This is a genomic window from Streptomyces sp. NBC_00273 (genome assembly GCF_036178145.1).
Classification (GTDB): Bacteria; Actinomycetota; Actinomycetes; order Streptomycetales; family Streptomycetaceae; genus Streptomyces.
The window spans coordinates 8,259,018-8,274,837 of record NZ_CP108067.1; the positions used below are offsets into that span (position 1 = coordinate 8,259,018).

Below are 15,820 nucleotides of genomic sequence, written 5' to 3' on the forward strand. Positions count from 1 at the left end.
GCTCACTCCCCGCGCGCGGTCGGGCGCAGCGCCACGAGCTCGGCCAGTTCGGCATCGGTCAGTTCGGTCAGCGCGCCCCCGCCGCCCGCGAGGACGGCGTCGGCCAGGGCGCGTTTGCGCGCCAGCATCTCGGCGATCCGGTCCTCTACGGTGCCTTCGGCGATGATCCGGTGGACCTGTACGGGCTGGGTCTGGCCGATGCGGTAGGCGCGGTCGGTGGCCTGTTCCTCGACGGCCGGGTTCCACCAACGGTCGAAGTGGATGACGTGCCCGGCCCGGGTGAGGTTCAGCCCGGTGCCCGCCGCCTTCAAGGACAGCAGGAAGACGGGGACCTCGCCCGCCTGGAAACGGTCGACGAGCTCCTCGCGGCGCGGCACCGGCGTCCCGCCGTGCAGGAACTGCGAGGCGATCCCGCGGGCGGCCAGGTGCTTCTCCAGGATCCTGGCCATCGCCACGTACTGGGTGAAGACCAGCACCGAGCCGCCCTCGGCCAGGATCGTGTCGAGGAGTTCGTCGAGCAGCTCCAGCTTTCCGGAGCGGGCGCCGCCGTCACCGGCCTCCTTGGCGCCGCGTTCCGCCGGGCCGTGCTCCCGCAGGTAATGGGCCGGATGGTTGCAGATCTGCTTGAGGGAGGTCAGCAGCTTGACCACCAGACCGCGCCGTTCCATCCCGTCCGCCTCCGAGATCGCGGCGAGGGTTTCGCGTACGACCGCCTCGTAGAGCGAGGTCTGTTCGCGGCTGAGGGTGACGGTGTGGTCGGTCTCGGTCTTGGGCGGCAGCTCGGGCGCGATGCCGGGGTCGGACTTCTTGCGGCGCAGCAGGAACGGTCGGACGAGCGCGGAGAGCCGGGCGGCGGCCTGCGGGTCGCGGCCGCTCTCGACGGGGTCGGCGTAGCGGGACCGGAAGGTGCCGAGGCGGCCGAGGAGCCCGGGTGTGGTCCAGTCGAGGACGGCCCACAGCTCGGCGAGGTCGTTCTCGACGGGGGTGCCGGTCAGGGCCACGCGGGCCGGGGCCGGGATGGTGCGCAGGGCCTTGGCGGTGGCCGAACGCGGGTTCTTGACGTGCTGGGCCTCGTCGGCCACGACCATGCCCCAGCGGGTGGCGGCGAGTTCGGGCGCGTGCAGGCGCATGGTGCCGTAGGTGGTGAGGACGAACCCGCCGGTCAGTCCGGTGAGCCCGGCGAGGCTGCGGTCCGGGCCGTGGAAGCGGCGTACGGGGGTGCCGGGGGCGAACTTGTCGATCTCCCGCTGCCAGTTGCCCAGCAGCGAGGCCGGGCACACCACCAGGGTCGGTCCGGCGGTGGCGGTGACGGTGGCGGGGTTGGTGCCGGGAGCCGGGGGTCGGTTGCGGTGCAGGTGGAGCGCGATGAGGGTGACGGTCTTGCCGAGGCCCATGTCGTCGGCGAGGCAGGCGCCGAGGCCGAGCGAGGTCATCCGGTCCAGCCAGCGCAGACCGCGCAGCTGGTAGTCGCGCAGGGTGGCCCGCAGCTCCGGCGGCGCGCCGAGGGCGTCGGGAGCCCCGGGTGCCGTCGGGGCCTCCTGCGCGCCGGTGGTGAGGCGCGCGCGCAGCCCCTCCAGCGGACCGGCGGCCTCTACGTCCACCCGCTTGCCGTCGATCTCCGCCGACCCGGTGAGTACGGCGGCCAGCGCGTCCGCGGCCGCGATCTCACGGTCCTGGCGGGCGACGGCCCGGCGGGCCTCGGCGGGGTCGACCAGGACCCATTGGTCGCGCAGCCGGACCAGGGGGCGCTTCGCTTCGGCGAGACGGTCGAGTTCGGCGCGGGTGAGATCGTCCTGGTCGCCGAGGGCGTGGCGCCAGCTGAAGGAGAGCAGGGCGCCGGGGGAGAGCAGACCGGAGGGGCGGGTGCTCGCGGTGGTGTCGTCGGGGGAGCCGAGGACGGCTCGGGCGTTCAGGTCGCGCAGGAGCCCGCGCGGCCAGTGCACCTGGACCCCGTCGGCGGCCAGGGCGGTGGCGGCTTCGCCGAGCAGCTCCGTGACCTCCTCGTCGGCGAGTTCGACCGCGTCCGGGACGGCCGCGCCTAGCAGGGGGGTGAGCGGGGGCCACAGTCGGGAGGCGCGCCGCAGGGCGCGGAGGGCGTCCAACCGGGCGCTCGGGGGGAAGGCGGTCGCGGCGGCACCGGATCCGGCCCAGACGTCGGCGGCATCGGCGACGAGGGCGGCGTCGGACAGGCTGTGCATCTGCAGGACGGCCCGGAAGCCGGGGCCGGCTTCGGGGCGCTGCACCGCGGCGGGGTCGGGGACCCCGTCGAGGCCCCTGTCGAGGCCCCCGTCGAGTTCGATCCGCAGGGAGATCCGGACTCCGGCGTCATGGCCGGCGGCCACCTCGGCGGCCCATTCGCGCAGCTCGGGGTGGAGCTGCGGCGGGCGGTCGGCGTAGGCGGGGCCACCGGCGGCCGCGGGGGCGGCGGGGGAGCGCGGGAGGGCGTCGGCGACGGCGTCGAGGAAGGCCCGCAGCAGCGGTTCCGGCGAGGGCAGCCGGGGCGGCCCGTCGGCGTTCAGCGGCACGCAACGGGCGGCGGGCGGCATGGCGGCGGCCAGTTGCCGGACCTCGTCGAGGTCGGCGGCCCCCAGCGGCCCGATCCGCCACGCGTCGTGGCCGGCGGGGCTCAGCCCGGGCAGGAGCTGCCCGCGCGCGGCGAAGCGCAGGGCGAGCAGCGCGGCGGCGCCCCAGAACGCCGTGGCGGAGTCGCTGGTTCCGTCGGGCGGGTCGCCGGGCCCCGCCTCGGCTGCCGCGGACCGGGCGCGCGTGAGCAGGGGCAGGGCTTCGTCCACGGACAGGACGCGCGCGACCACGGTGGCCCGGCGGAGGTCGGGGGTGATGACCGCGAGCTCCTCCGAGCCGCCGTCGCGGGATGGGGCATCGGCATCGGCATCGGCGTCGACCCCGGCAGGGGCGGCAGGCGACGCGCCGTCGGTCCGCCAGAGGGCGATCCGGCCGCCGCGCGGCGGGTCGGCGGGAAGGAAGGCGGCGGAGTGGTGGTGGATGAGGTCGGAGATCTCGAAGAGCACGCATTCCTCAAGTTTGACTACCGGGTACGGGGTGGCCGAGGTTACCCCATCGGGGGTGTCCGACGACGGGGGTGCGACCTTGACCCGGGTCACTTCTGAGACCGTTCGGGTGTCGGGGAACGCGCGGTCGCGACGGCACGTTGAGCGGGGTAGTAGTGGTCGACGGCAGGAGGAGGTGTCCGCAGATGTCCACGAGCGGAAAGATCGCGGTTGCCGGAGTCGTGGCAGCCATCGTGCTGTTCTGGACCGTGGGGTTCTGGGCGGGGCTGCTGGTCCTGATCGGCGTGCCGGTCGCCGCGTACCTCCTGCTGGACTCCTCCCAGCGGCGTCGTCTGCGGGGCATATCCAGGAAGCAGATCGGCCGCTGAGCGCGGCCGCCGCGCGCTGATCCGGCAGGGCGGCCGGGCTCCGGCTTCGGTGCGGAGCCCGGCGGACACGGCCGCGGGGCGGGAATCGGATGCGTACCCGCCCGGTGGCGGTGACGCCCGAAGGGTGCGGCCCGCCCGGGCGGCGGCCGGGTCAGGCGGCGCCGCTCACGACGGCCGGGGCGAGGTCCGCTTCGAGCAGCATCTGGGACGCGTGGTCCACGAGGTGTCGGAGCACCGGCAAGTAGGTCTCGTCGCCGCCCAGTTCGTCCAGGATCCGGTACCCCTCGGCGCGGAACGCGTCGATCTCCGCCCGGTACCGGTCGAGAGCAGTGGGCGTCCGCAGCAGTGCCTCCAGTTCCGCTCTGGCCTGATGCGAGCGTCCGGCGGCGGCGCACAGGCCCAGGACGTGCTCCCGGGAATCGGGCGAGGCGTCCTCGATGACGGAGGCGAGGAGATAGGTGACCGTACCGTTGAGCAGGTCCTCGTTGCGGCCGGACAGGATGTCTTCCTGGTCGTTGAATATTTGCCAAAGGATGCCGAAGACGTAGCCGAATTCACGCCACAGCTCCACCCTCTCGGCCGTTGTTCCGGAGAATATCGCGGCCATTGCCGTGATCATTCCGAAGGGCGCACCCGATTTGCCGCGGTACGTCTCGACCACCGATTTCCGCGAGGCGGTGCAGATGTCCCCGCGCATGTCGTCGATCTGGCCGTCGACGCCGATGATCCAGCCGTTCAGGATCTCGGTTATCAGCGCGCTGCGCGACGACTCCGGGAGGTCCTGCGAGAGGAGGATCTGGATGGGGAGCGAGTTCCCCGTGATGACGGATGCGAGCAGCGCTTCGTTCTCGGTGAGCTCGCCGGAGATGGAGGCGCCGTTGGCGTCCGCCAGGTCGTCGAGATAGCAGGCCGAGGTCCACCACAGCAGGTGGACGGCGGACAGTGGAATGGCCGGCCTCGGATTGCCGGTCTCTATGGCGTGCGTGAGGAGCGGCAGCACCGAGAGGGGATGTCTCAGTTTGCGGTGCTCCAAGAGCTTGGCCACTGAGTTCCTGGTCGTGCTCGCCAGTGGGCCGAGCCGCTCCAGCGCGGTGTCGATCTCCGCGTCGATGTCCTGCGAGACTTCCCGGTGCAGGTCCAGGTAGGACATGGAATTCAAGAATGGCCTCCGTCGTGGAATGGGCCGCAGGCGCGAGGTACGCGCCTTTGAGCCGCTTGACTGGCCGATTCGATCATTCCGGAGGAGGGGGATCCAGAGCGATTTCCGGCCCCTGTGGCCGGTTCTTTTCGGTCGCGACGGGCGGTGACGGTCCTCGCCCGGAGGTCGGCCGCCGACGGACCGCCCGGTATGGGCCGTACACCGGGCTGCCGCTCCCGCTCCCGCTGCCGTCACCGCCGTTGCCCGCTCCGGCTCGTGTTCACGACGGGCGGACCGCGATGCGGTCGAGCGCCGTCAGCAGGTCCGGCAGGTCCAACTGGTTCGCGTCCCCTTCGTGGGGGACCGTGAGCACCTCGCTCGGCTCCTCGTCCAGCAGGACGAAGGCCGCCTCGCCGGTACGTGCCACGAGCGACCAGCCGGGCCCGTCCACCCGCAGCGTCCGAGCCCCCTCGCCGGCGAACGAGGACCGCACCCGGCCGGGCGGTGGTGGGGTCTTCGTGTACGCCACCGCCTCCTCCAGTGCCCGTGCGAGCCCGGGATGTGCGGCGGCAGCCGCCCCGCCGTCCGTGGCCACGCGCTCCCGCCAGTCCGTCCACTCCCGCGCGATCTGGTCCGCGCCCATCCGTCGCTGCACCGGACCCCATGCGTCCGCCGAGGGCGGGGCGAGCGGGACCCGTCCCGTACCGTCCGCTCCTTGCTCGGGATCGTGCGGCTCCGGGATTCCCGACGCGGCCACCGACAGCTCCAGCGGCCAGCCCGCCAGCGAGACCACGATCGTCCGCTCGTCGGGGGACAGGTCGTACTCCATCCCGCAGTCCCAGGAGGCGATGGCCGTTGCGACGAGCGAGACGTCGTCCACGACGACCGTCCAGCGCGCGCCCTCCTCGTCCTGGCCGAGCACCAGCCCGTACCCCTCCCCGTTCGGCGCCACGCCCAGCAGGGAGCAGGCCTCGGGGAAGTCGTCGCCCAGGATGCTGGGGAACTGTGCCGGGGTCAGCAGCACAGCGGTCAGCACGTACAGCGAGCCGCCACCCTCGTCGTCGGACACCTGGCCTCCTGGTAGCTCTCTCGTCGGCGCACCTTAACCAGCGGGTAACCCGCCCGTCGAGAGCTTGCGGGACACGATTTCCAAGGCTGCTACCTGCACGTAGAGTTGGGAACCCGCAACAGAAAGGGACACCCGGTGCAGCGTTACGATCGGCTGAGGGAGATCCTCCGTCTCGATCCCGACAAGGATTTCCTCGCCATCTACCGGCTCACCGCCACCTATGAGTTCCCCTGGGACTTCACCCGCGCCCTGGAACTCGCCCTGTTCCGGACATATGCCGTCCCGAGCATCGGTGGCCTGCTGGCCGAGACGGCCGAGTTCACCGACCGGACCCAGAAGCGCTACGACGACACCGCACTGCTCCTGGACGCGGTCGTCGAGCACGGCTTCGAGAGCGACACCGCGCGCACCGCCATCCGCCGTGTCAACCAGATGCACCGCAGCTACGACATCTCCAACGAGGACATGCGGTACGTCCTGTGCACCTTCGTGGTGATTCCGGCGCGCTGGCTGGACGCCTACGGCTGGCGTCCGCTGACCCACCACGAGCGCCGGGCCTGCGCGAACTATTACGCCACCCTCGGCCGCCATCTGGGCATCACGGACATCCCGGGCTCCTACGAGGAGTTCGAAACCACCCTCGACGCCTACGAAGAGGCCCATTTCGGTTGGGACGAAGGTGCCCGCAAGGTCGCCGACTCCACCCTCGACCTCATGGCCTCCTGGTACCCGGCGCCGGTCGCCCCCGCCGTGCGGCGCGCGAGCTTCGCCCTCCTGGACGACTCGCTGTTGGACGCCTTCCGGTACGAGACCCCGCGCGCCCCGGTCCGGCGCCTCGTCCAGGGCGCCCTGTGGCTGCGCGGCCGCGCAGTACGGCTCCTGCCCCCGCGTCGAGCCCCCCACTACGCCCGCCAGAACCCGGAGATCAAGAGCTATCCGGACGGCTACGACGTGGGTGAGCTCGGCACGTTCCCCGTGCCCGGCTCGGGCGGCTGCCCCGTTCCGCATCCCCGCCGGCCCGCCGGAGCCGAGGCCCAGCCTCCGGCCTGATCCCGGGCACCTCCGCGGACCCCGGGCGCGCGGTCGACGTACGAACGTCTTCAGGGGCGCCGTACGGCCAGCACCAGGAAACGGTCGTCGTCATCGGCGTACGAGACCATGTTCCAGCCCGAACCGGTCAGCAGCGGGCCGAGGTTGTGCTCGGCCCGCATGTCCTCCGGGGTCAGCTCGCGGCCGTGACGCGCGGCGAGGGCCGCTCGCCCGATCGGGTGGAAGAGTGCGAGCCCGCCACCGGGACGGACCACCCGGGCGAGCTCGCGCAGGTTCGCCCTCGGGTCGGGCAGGTGGGCGATGAGTCCGGCGGCGAACACCGCGTCGAGCACCTCGTCGCGCAGCGGCAGCCGGGCCACGTCGGCGAGCAGCAGGGCGCCCTCGGCGTCCCGCCCCGCCCGCCGCGCGGCGGCCAACATCTGCGGGGTGAGGTCCACGCCGAGCACGGTCCCGGACGGTCCGACGGCGGACCGCAGAGCGGTCATGGCCCGTCCGGTGCCGCAGCCCGCGTCGAGCACGCGGTCCCCGGGCCGCAGTCCGAACTCGGTCACGGCGGTGGTGAACGCGGGCCCGTCCCCGGGAAACTTGCGGTCCCAGTCGGCCGCACGTGCCCCGAAGAACTCCTGCACGTGTGTGTGGTCTTCGCTCATGCGCCCATGATCCCCCACGGGCGCCGGCCCGCGTGCCCGCGCGCCTGCGGACCGTGCGCAAGCTGGCACGTGGTGTGATCGAAGACGAACGTAGCTCTGTCATATTCCAGCAGTTCCAGCTGCTTTCGAAATGCGCCCCCTGTTCGCGCCCTCACCCGGACTAGCGTCCCGTGGCCATGGGACACCTGGGACATCTGGACCACGCCGCCTACGGGTGGCTGACACCCGCGCTGTCATACGTGATGGCATCGATCGGCGCCGCCCTCGGGCTGCGCTGCACCGTCCGGGCTCTCGCCACGACCGGAGCCTCCCGCCGCAACTGGCTCCTCACCGCGGCCTCCGCCATCGGCACCGGCATCTGGACCATGCACTTCGTCGCGATGCTCGGCTTCGAGGTCACGGGAACCGAGATCCACTACGACGTGCCCCTCACGATCCTCAGCCTGCTCGTCGCCGTGCTGGTCGTCGGCGCCGGAGTCTTCGCCGTGGGGTACGGCAAGGAGCGCGGCCGGTCCCTCGTACTGGGCGGCCTGACGACCGGACTCGGCGTCGCCAGCATGCACTACCTGGGCATGGCGGCCCTGCGTCTGCACGGCGACGTCTCCTACGATCCGCTCGCCGTCGCACTCTCCGTCGCCATCGCCGTGATCGCGGCGACCGCCGCCCTGTGGGCCGCGCTCAACATCAAGGCACCCGTGGCGGTCGCCGTCGCCTCGCTCGTCATGGGCGCCGCCGTCAGCAGCATGCACTACACGGGGATGATGGCCGTCGCCGTCAGCGTCAGCCCCTCGGACGCGGCCCTGCCCGGCGCCACGGCCATGCAGTTCATCTTCCCGCTCGCCGTCGGGCTGGGCTCCTACCTGTTCATCACCGCAGCCTTCGTCGCGCTCTCCCCGACGGTCGACGAACGCGCCGCCTCCGCGTCGGCGCGGCACCTGGGGGAGAACACCGCAACCGCCCACTGACCGCGCACCGGAGGCCCGTGGAGCGGGCCGCCCCCGCGGCACCGCACCGCCGCGTACCGGTCATCACCCCACTGCTGCATCACCCCTCCTCAGCATCACCCGACCCGTCCCACCATCCCCGTCCCACCATCCCCGTCCCGCCGCCCCTGTCCCGCCACCCCGTCCCTCCGCTCCACCCGTCCCTTCGCCCCACACCCGCCACACCGCACCCGTAGGCACCGCCCGGAACGAGGAGCCCATGCGAACACCCCGCAGAAGACCGGAAGCAGCGGCGCCGCGGATGCCCGCGCCCCCGGCACGCGGCCGCCGGGCCCACGCCGGGCCACCGGCCGAGGAACCGGCGGAGCTCCGGGGCCAGCGGCCCGACCCGCCCGCCGCGCGCGCGAGCGGATCCCGGCCGCGGTTGCGGCTGCGCCCCGCCACCGTCCGCGCGAAGATCGTCTCGCTGCTGATGGTCCCGGTCGTCTCGCTCCTCGCCCTCTGGGCCTTCGCCACCGTCAACACCGCCCAGGACGTGGCCCGGCTCAGCCGCGTCCACCAGGTCGACACCGAGATACGCACGCCCGTCGCCGCGGCCGTCACCGAACTCCAGGCCGAACGGCGCGCCGCCGTCCGTCTGCTCGCCGACCCCGCCTCAGACCCGGGCGCCCTGGACCAGCAGGCCCGCCGGACCGACGCCGCCATGCAGCGGTTGCGGCTCGGGGACCAGCACACGGTCGCCGACTCCGGCGACTACCGATCCGACATCGTGGTCCGGCTGGAGACGTTCGTAGCCGCGGCCGAAGGCTTGGGCGCGTCGCGCAAGGACATCACCGACCGCCGGGCCACCCCCGAGGCGGCCTACACCATCTACACCCGCGTGGTCGACTCCGCCTTCGCCGTCGGCGGCGCCCTGACCGGCGGGGAGAAGGCCGAACTCGGCCCCGACGCCCGGGTCCTGCTCGAGTTCTCCCGCGCCGCGGAACTGCTGTCCCGGGAGGACGCGCTGCTCGCCGCTCCCGGCCCGCGCACGGCCGAAACGCTTCGGCAGCTGACCGGCGCCGTCGAGTCCCGCCGCGCGCTCACCGACGCTGCCGCCCGCGACCTCCCCGCCGACCAGCAGGCCGTCTGGGAGTCCGCCTCCAAGAGCGCCGCCTACGCCGACCTCACCGGCGCCGAGGACCGGGCGCTGGCCGCGGGCACCTCCAAGGAGAGCCGCGGGGTGCCCGCCGGATGGGAGGCCGCCCACAACGCCATCGCCTCCTCGATGAGGGAGGTCGAGGCGGCCGCACAGGCCGCGGCCGCCGACCGGGCCGACCCGTTCACCGAAGGGGCGCTGACCCCGGCCGGGGCCGCCGTGCTGCTGGGCCTGGCGGCCGTCGCCGCCTCCCTCGTCATCTCGGTCCGGATCGGCCGGGCGCTGGTCGTCGAACTCGTCTCGCTGCGCAACACCGCCCTGGAGATCGCCCACCGCAAACTCCCGCAAGCGATGGAACGGTTGCGCGCCGGCCAGGAGATCGACGTCGCCGCCGAGACCCCGCCCGGGCCGCCGGCCGAGGACGAGATCACCCAGGTCGGCGAGGCGCTCGGCACCGTCCACCGGGCCGCGCTCAGCGCCGCCGTCGAACGGGCGGAACTCGCCGACGGGATCTCCGGCGTCTTCGTCAACCTCGCCCGCCGCAGCCAGGTCCTCGTACACAGGCAGCTCACCCTGCTCGACTCGATGGAGCGGCGCGCCGACGACCCGAACGAACTCGGTGACCTTTTCCGCCTCGATCACCTGACCACCCGGATGCGCCGGCACGCGGAAAGCCTGATCATCCTCTCGGGTGCCGCCCCGGGCCGGGCCTGGCGGATGCCGGTCCCCCTCACGAACGTCGTGCGGGCCGCCGTCTCCGAGATCGAGGACTATCCGCGGATCGAGGTCCGGCAGCTCGCGGAAGCCGCCGTCGTCGGGGGCGCCGTCGCCGACCTCACCCACCTGCTCGCCGAACTCATCGAGAACGCGGCCCAGTTCTCCCCGCCGCACACCAAGGTCCGGGTCAGCGGCGAGCCCGTCGGTACGGGCTACGTCCTGGAGGTCGAGGACCGCGGACTCGGCATGGGCCCCGAATCCCTCGGCGACGCAAACCGCCGCATCGAGCAGTCCGAGTCCCTCGATCTCTTCGACAGCGACCGGCTCGGGCTCTTCGTGGTCAGTCGCCTCTCGGCCCGCCACGGAGTGAAGGTGCACCTGCGCACGTCGCCCTACGGCGGCACCACGGCGGTGGTGCTCCTGCCGAACTCCATGCTCCAGGGCGCGATCACGGCAGGAGCCCCCGCCGGCGCCGCTACCGCTGCAGCCCCCGCGTCCGCCCACGGCTCGGCCCCGGAATCCGGCCCGGCGCCCCGCCCGGAGCCACCGTCCCCCTCCCCCTCCCCGGTACCGAAGGCGGTCGCGGGGGCCGAACAGCCACCCGCCATGACCGTGGTACGGGAGGACGCGCAGTCCCCGGCTGCGGCCCCGGCACCGGACCCCGTACGCGAGGAGCCGCGCCCGGCCCCGGTGGCTTCGCTCCGGCCGCGCGCCCCCGGCGGCGCGGACGCCCGTACCCAGGCGGCCGCGGCCCCTGCGGCCTCGGTGACGGAGCTGCCGCGCCGGGTGCGCCAGGCCAGTCTCGTCCCGCAGCTTCGGGAGGCCCCCGCCCCGAAGGCCCCGGCCGCATCACGCCTGCCCGAGGAGCCGACGGGCCGCAGCCCGGAGCAGGCCCGGGACCGGATGGCGGCCTACCGGGCCGGCTGGGTCCGCGGCGCCCAGGAGAACTCCCCTCACGCAGGCAGCGAAGGAGAAGTGTGATGATCGAACACCAAAGGATCGACCTCGACGGCGGCCGCAGATCCGGCGAACTGGACTGGCTGCTCGACGACCTGGTGCTCCGGGTGCGCGAGGTCAGGCACGCCGTGGTCCTCTCCAACGACGGCCTGGCGGTCGGCGCCTCCAGCGCGCTCAGCCGGGAGGACGCCGAGCACCTGGCCGCAGTGGCCTCCGGCTTCCACAGCCTGGCCAAGGGCGCGGGCCGGCACTTCCACGCCGGGGGCGTGCGCCAGACGATGGTCGAGATGGACGAGGGCTTCCTCTTCGTCGCGGCCGCCGGCGACGGTTCCTGCCTGGCCGTCCTCAGCGCCGCCAATGCCGATATCGGCCTGATCGCCTACGAGATGGCCCGGCTGGTGAAGCGGGTCGGTGAGCACCTCTACACCCCGCCCCGGTTCGCGGCGCGCCCGCCGGCCGCCGGCTGAGGGCGGCGGTCCGGCACATGAACGGCCAGTGGTACGACGCCGATGCGGGCCCGCTCGTCCGTCCGTACGCCATGACCGGCGGGCGCACGAAGCCGGGACCCCACGGGGTCCGGTTCGACCTGATCGCGCTGGTCGCGGTCGACCCGACGGGCACGGACGAGGGCGCCGAGTCCCTGCTGGGCCCCGAACACCGGGCACTGCTCGGACTCTGCCGGTCCGAGACGCAGTCGGTGGCCGAACTCGCTGCCGACGCAGACCTGCCCGTGGGAGTGGTGCGGGTGCTCCTCGGGGACCTGCTGGAGGGCGGGCACGTCAAGGTCAGCCGGCCCGTACCACCCGCACAACTGCCGGACGAGCGGATTCTGCGTGAAGTCATCGAGGGATTGAGAGCGCTTTGATGGGACAGTACGACGATCGAGCTGCCGGACCGGCCCCGGTCCAGGACACGGGCGCGGATCCCGGTCCGGGGGAGGACCCCGAACTGGCCGCACTCGCCCTGAAGATCCTGGTGGCGGGAGGGTTCGGAGTGGGCAAGACCACGCTGGTGGGCGCGGTCAGTGAGATCCGGCCGCTGCGGACGGAGGAGGCGCTGAGCGAGGCGGGTGAACTGGTCGACGACACGGGCGGCGTGGACCAGAAGACGACCACGACGGTGGCCATGGACTTCGGGCGGATCACCATCCGGTCCGGGCTGTCCCTGTACCTGTTCGGCACGCCGGGGCAGGACCGGTTCTGGTTCCTGTGGGACGAACTGTCGCTGGGCGCGCTGGGCGCGGTGGTCCTGGCCGACACGCGGCGGCTGGAGGACTGCTTTCCGGCGGTGGACTACTTCGAGCACCGGCGCATCCCGTTCGTGGTGGCCGTCAACTGCTTCACGGACGCCCGGCGGTACGGGGCGCACGACGTCGCGCGGGCCCTGGACCTGGAGCAGGGGACGCCGGTGGTGCTGTGCGACGCGAGGGACCGGGACTCGGGGAAGGAAGTGCTGATCAGACTGGTCGAGTACGCCGGGCGGGTGCACACCGCCCGGCTGCTGGACTCGGTGGGGTCGCAGGCCGATTCCCTGTGAACCGGCCGGGGCGCGCTGGTGGGTGTGGGCGGGGGCGTCAGTCGGCGACACCGGCGAGGGCGATCACCTTGTCGATCGGAACCCTGACGAGGAGTTCGGTCGGGACGGCATTGCGGCGCCCGAAGGATTCGGCCCGTTCCTCGCCCATGTAGCGGGCGCCGATCCGGGTGGCCCAGGCGAGCAGTTCGTCGGCGCCGTCGGTGTACCCGCTGATCTCGGCGCGGCCCTGGAGGACGACGAAGGAGAAGGGCGGCCGGTCGTCGTCCACGCAGAGCGCGACCCGGCCGTCGCGGGCGAGGTTGCGTCCCTTGACGGTGTCCTTCCCGGTGTTGAAGACGAAGGAATCGCCGTCGAGCACGAACCAGATGGGAGCGATGTGCGGACTTCCGTCCTCGCGCACGGTGGAGAGCTTTCCGGTGCGGGTGGAGTGCGAGACGAACGCCCGCCACTCCTCTTGAGTCATCTTCTTCGCCATGGGGACATCCTCCTTGCCCGAAAGGCGCTGGTGGGGAAGGCTTGCGGCACAAGTACGCGGGGTGGGGCGCGGCCATGTGGCCGACGTCAACGGGGAGGGGCTGGGAATGGCACTGGACAAGCAACTGGACTGGCTGTTGGACGACCTGACGCGCAGGGTCCAGCAGGTGCGGCACGCGGTGGTGCTGTCCAATGACGGCCTGGTCACGGGGGCGAGCGCGGGGCTGGCGCGGGAGGACGCGGAACACCTGGCGGCCGTTGCGGCCGGACTGCAGAGCCTTGCCAAGGGGTCCGGCCGCCACTTCCGGGCCGGTGAAGTGCGGCAGACGATGGTCGAGTACGACGAGGGAGCGCTCTTCGTCATGGCGGCGGGCGCGGGCAGCAGCCTGTGCGTGTTGAGCGCCGCCGAGTCCGACATCGGGCAGGTCGCGTACGAGATGACGCTGCTGGTCAACAGGGTGGGGGAGCACCTGGGTGTTGCGGAGCGGCGAATCACCGGCGGCTGAGCCGGGCCGATTTCGGCGCCCCCCGGGACGTTATCCACAGGCCTCGCGGGGTGTCGTTGCGCCGAGTTACGGTCTTCACACAGAGTAATCATTGCTCGTGGGGGAGGACCGTGATGAAGCAGATGGGGACCGCACTTCGGGACGCTGTGGCGGACGGCGCCATGGTCGACGACGCTAGGGCCGACAACGCAACGGCCGGCGGCGCCGTGGACGTGCTGGTGGGCGGCGCGCAGGCCGCAGGTGAACTGGGGCTGAGCCGGAGCGAGTTCGCCAGGGCCGTCCAGTTGGGGATCGTGCGGGCCGGGCCGCGCACGCTCGCCGGGGCCGTGCGCTACGCACGGGCCGAGCTGGACCGGGTCAGGTCGGTGACGGGCCCGCCGGGCGCGCTGCGCGAACGGGTCGAGACGGTGGCCGGGGCGGAGGCCGCGGCCGAGGTGGTGGGGGTCGGCCCGAGCCGCTTCACGCGGCTCGCGCGCTGCGGGCACGTGACCCCGGTCGGCTACCGGATCAACCGCTACCGGGCCGTGGTGTGGCTCTACCTGACCGCGGAGCTACGGAGCTTCGCCGCGCGGGATCCGGGAATGTTGCGCGGGATCGCGCCCCCGGCGGACCGGGAACTGATGGCGGCCAAGGCGGATCTGCGCCCGCGCAAGTGGCGCGGGCGGCATGTCGGGCTGTTGCTGAGACGAACCGCCGACCCGTGGGAGCGCGCCGCCGTACTGGCTTCCGTGCTGCCCGAGGACGAGTTGCTGGAGGTCGTGCCCGACCCGGCGGAGCGGATCGTCCTGGCCGCCCTCGGCCCGCCCCCGCCGTACGGGCACCCGCAGGCTCCGGCGGCGGCCGCGGTGGCGACGGGGCTGCTGAAGGCCGGCCCGCCGGACGAGATCCACTGGTACCGAACCAGCCTGGACTTCGCCCTGGCGGGGGCGCGGGGTCAGTCGAAGTCGACGGGGGAGAGGGGGCCGACGTAGACCCAGGCCCCGGCCTCGCGGGAGAAGCTGCTCTGCTCGTGCAGCGAGCCGGTGTGCCGGCCCTCGCGGTAGTGGGCGCGGAACTCCACCGAGCCCTCCGTCTCGAACATCCCGCCGCGCTCGGTGGCCAGGATCTCCAGCCGCTCCCAGCGCTGTTCGGGATCCAGCTCGAGGCGGTCCGGACGGGTGGCGGGGTGCCAGGAGCGCAGCAGGTAGGCGGTGTCGCCGACGGCGAAGGCGCTGAACCGGGAGCGCATCAGCCGCTCGGCGGTGGGCGCCGATCGAGCACCGGAGTGGAAGGGGCCGCAGCACTCCGGGTAGGCGGCGGGCAGCCCGCAGGGGCAGGGGACGGCAGGGGTGGACATGGGTGTGCTCAGTTCTCCGGGGCGGGCTCGGACGGCTTGGCGGGGTACGGGCGGAAGAGGCCCTCCTGGACGACGGACACCAGCAGTCTGCCCTCCACGTCGTAGATGCGGCCCCGGGCCAGGCCCCGGCCGCCGTGCGCGATGGGCGACTCCTGGTCGTACAGGAACCACTCGTCCGCCCGGAAGGGCCGGTGGAACCACATGGCGTGGTCCAGCGAGGCCATGTCGAAACCGCGCATGCCCCACAGGGGTTCCACCGGGATGCGCACGGCGTCGAGGAGGGTCATGTCACTTGCGTAGGTGAGGGCGCAGGTGTGGATGAGGGGGTCGTCGCCCAGCGGGCCGACCGCACGCATCCACACCGCGCTGCGCGGATCGGATCCCTTGAGCTCTTCGGGAGTCCAACGGAGCCGGTTGACGTACCGGATGTCGAAGGGCTGGCGGCGGGCCATCCGCTCCAGTGCCTCCGGCAGCGCCCCGAGGTGCTCGCGGATCTCGTCAGCGACCTTGGGGAGCGTGTCCGGATGGGGGACGTGGTGAGGAGGCAGCTGGTGCTCGATGCTGCCCTCCTCCGGATGATGGAAGGAGGCGGTGAGATTGAAGATCGTCTTGCCCTGTTGGACCGCGGTGACCCGGCGCGTGGTGAAGGACCGCCCGTCGCGCACCCGCTCCACCTGGTACACGATCGGCACCCCGGGGATGCCGGGGCGCAGGAAGTACGCGTGCAGCGAGTGGACCGGGCGGTCGCTCTCCACGGTGCGCCCAGCGGCCACCAGCGCCTGGCCGGCGACCTGCCCGCCGAAGACCCGCTGGAGGGACTCCTGCGGACTGGCGCCGCGGAAGATGTTGACCTCGATCTGCTCCAGATCGAGCAGATCGACCAGTCTCTCGGCGGGGTTCGTCATCAG

At 72.8% G+C, this 15,820-nt stretch carries 16 protein-coding genes; 9 read left to right on the forward strand and 7 right to left on the reverse strand.

Features of this window, described 5'->3' with window-relative positions:
• Nucleotides 1-2 precede the first annotated feature (2 nt).
• The gene (locus tag OG386_RS36900) at nucleotides 3-3,029 is read right to left on the reverse strand and encodes a DEAD/DEAH box helicase (protein WP_328791712.1); all 3,027 of its coding nucleotides are present in this window, start codon (nucleotides 3,027-3,029) and stop codon (nucleotides 3-5) included.
• A 185-nt stretch (nucleotides 3,030-3,214) separates the two neighbouring features.
• Between OG386_RS36900 and OG386_RS36905 the strand changes: the two genes are divergently transcribed.
• Nucleotides 3,215-3,397, forward strand: a complete 183-nt coding sequence (locus OG386_RS36905) for a hypothetical protein (protein WP_202202783.1) — start codon at nucleotides 3,215-3,217, stop codon at nucleotides 3,395-3,397.
• 151 nt (nucleotides 3,398-3,548) lie between these two features.
• Here OG386_RS36905 and OG386_RS36910 read toward each other — a convergent pair whose 3' ends face one another.
• The gene (locus tag OG386_RS36910) at nucleotides 3,549-4,547 is read right to left on the reverse strand and encodes a polyprenyl synthetase family protein (RefSeq protein WP_328793491.1); all 999 of its coding nucleotides are present in this window, start codon (nucleotides 4,545-4,547) and stop codon (nucleotides 3,549-3,551) included.
• Between the two features lie 268 nt (nucleotides 4,548-4,815).
• Nucleotides 4,816-5,604 (reverse strand): hypothetical protein, encoded by a 789-nt coding sequence (locus OG386_RS36915; protein WP_328791713.1) that lies wholly within the window; start codon nucleotides 5,602-5,604, stop codon nucleotides 4,816-4,818.
• 135 nt (nucleotides 5,605-5,739) lie between these two features.
• Here OG386_RS36915 and OG386_RS36920 point away from each other — a divergent pair, with 135 nt between their 5' ends.
• A complete protein-coding gene (locus tag OG386_RS36920) occupies nucleotides 5,740-6,654 on the forward strand; it encodes an oxygenase MpaB family protein (RefSeq protein WP_328791714.1) in 915 nt (304 codons plus the stop codon).
• 50 nt (nucleotides 6,655-6,704) lie between these two features.
• On the opposite strand, the gene OG386_RS36925 is transcribed toward OG386_RS36920, so the two are convergent.
• Nucleotides 6,705-7,304, reverse strand: coding sequence for a class I SAM-dependent methyltransferase (locus tag OG386_RS36925; protein ID WP_328791715.1), 600 nt, complete (start codon nucleotides 7,302-7,304; stop codon nucleotides 6,705-6,707).
• Nucleotides 7,305-7,489: 185 nt separating this feature from the next.
• On the opposite strand from OG386_RS36925, the gene OG386_RS36930 reads away from it, so the two are divergent.
• The 5 genes from OG386_RS36930 to OG386_RS36950 all read left to right on the forward strand — a co-directional run bounded on the left by OG386_RS36930 (nucleotide 7,490) and on the right by OG386_RS36950 (nucleotide 12,596).
• Nucleotides 7,490-8,269, forward strand: coding sequence for an MHYT domain-containing protein (locus OG386_RS36930; RefSeq protein ID WP_328793492.1), 780 nt, complete (start codon nucleotides 7,490-7,492; stop codon nucleotides 8,267-8,269).
• 238 nt (nucleotides 8,270-8,507) lie between these two features.
• The gene (locus tag OG386_RS36935; RefSeq protein WP_328791716.1) at nucleotides 8,508-11,084 is read left to right on the forward strand and encodes a sensor histidine kinase; all 2,577 of its coding nucleotides are present in this window, start codon (nucleotides 8,508-8,510) and stop codon (nucleotides 11,082-11,084) included.
• Nucleotides 11,084-11,527, forward strand: a complete 444-nt coding sequence (locus OG386_RS36940; RefSeq protein ID WP_327386909.1) for a roadblock/LC7 domain-containing protein — start codon at nucleotides 11,084-11,086, stop codon at nucleotides 11,525-11,527. Before OG386_RS36935 ends, OG386_RS36940 begins: the two co-directional genes overlap by 1 nt.
• A gap of 17 nt (nucleotides 11,528-11,544) precedes the next feature.
• Complete coding sequence (locus OG386_RS36945) at nucleotides 11,545-11,925, forward strand: DUF742 domain-containing protein (RefSeq protein ID WP_328791717.1); 381 nt, start codon at nucleotides 11,545-11,547, stop codon at nucleotides 11,923-11,925.
• Nucleotides 11,925-12,596 carry a GTP-binding protein gene (locus OG386_RS36950; RefSeq protein WP_328791718.1) on the forward strand — a complete coding sequence of 224 codons (672 nt, stop codon included), beginning with the start codon at nucleotides 11,925-11,927 and terminating at the stop codon, nucleotides 12,594-12,596. Before OG386_RS36945 ends, OG386_RS36950 begins: the two co-directional genes overlap by 1 nt.
• Before the next feature lie 37 nt (nucleotides 12,597-12,633).
• On the opposite strand, the gene OG386_RS36955 is transcribed toward OG386_RS36950, so the two are convergent.
• Nucleotides 12,634-13,071, reverse strand: coding sequence for a PPOX class F420-dependent oxidoreductase (locus OG386_RS36955; protein WP_328791719.1), 438 nt, complete (start codon nucleotides 13,069-13,071; stop codon nucleotides 12,634-12,636).
• 106 nt (nucleotides 13,072-13,177) lie between these two features.
• Here OG386_RS36955 and OG386_RS36960 point away from each other — a divergent pair, with 106 nt between their 5' ends.
• A complete protein-coding gene (locus OG386_RS36960; protein WP_189734290.1) occupies nucleotides 13,178-13,576 on the forward strand; it encodes a roadblock/LC7 domain-containing protein in 399 nt (132 codons plus the stop codon).
• A 113-nt stretch (nucleotides 13,577-13,689) separates the two neighbouring features.
• Nucleotides 13,690-14,547 carry a DUF6397 family protein gene (locus OG386_RS36965; protein ID WP_328791720.1) on the forward strand — a complete coding sequence of 286 codons (858 nt, stop codon included), beginning with the start codon at nucleotides 13,690-13,692 and terminating at the stop codon, nucleotides 14,545-14,547.
• On the opposite strand, the gene OG386_RS36970 is transcribed toward OG386_RS36965, so the two are convergent.
• Together OG386_RS36970 and OG386_RS36975 are read right to left on the reverse strand one after the other, a co-directional pair.
• On the reverse strand, nucleotides 14,511-14,912 hold the full coding sequence (locus OG386_RS36970; RefSeq protein ID WP_328791721.1) for a YchJ family protein: 402 nt from the start codon (nucleotides 14,910-14,912) through the stop codon (nucleotides 14,511-14,513). The genes OG386_RS36965 and OG386_RS36970 overlap by 37 nt on opposite strands.
• An 8-nt stretch (nucleotides 14,913-14,920) precedes the next feature.
• The gene (locus OG386_RS36975; RefSeq protein ID WP_030009151.1) at nucleotides 14,921-15,817 is read right to left on the reverse strand and encodes an acyl-CoA thioesterase; all 897 of its coding nucleotides are present in this window, start codon (nucleotides 15,815-15,817) and stop codon (nucleotides 14,921-14,923) included.
• Nucleotides 15,818-15,820 lie beyond the last annotated feature (3 nt).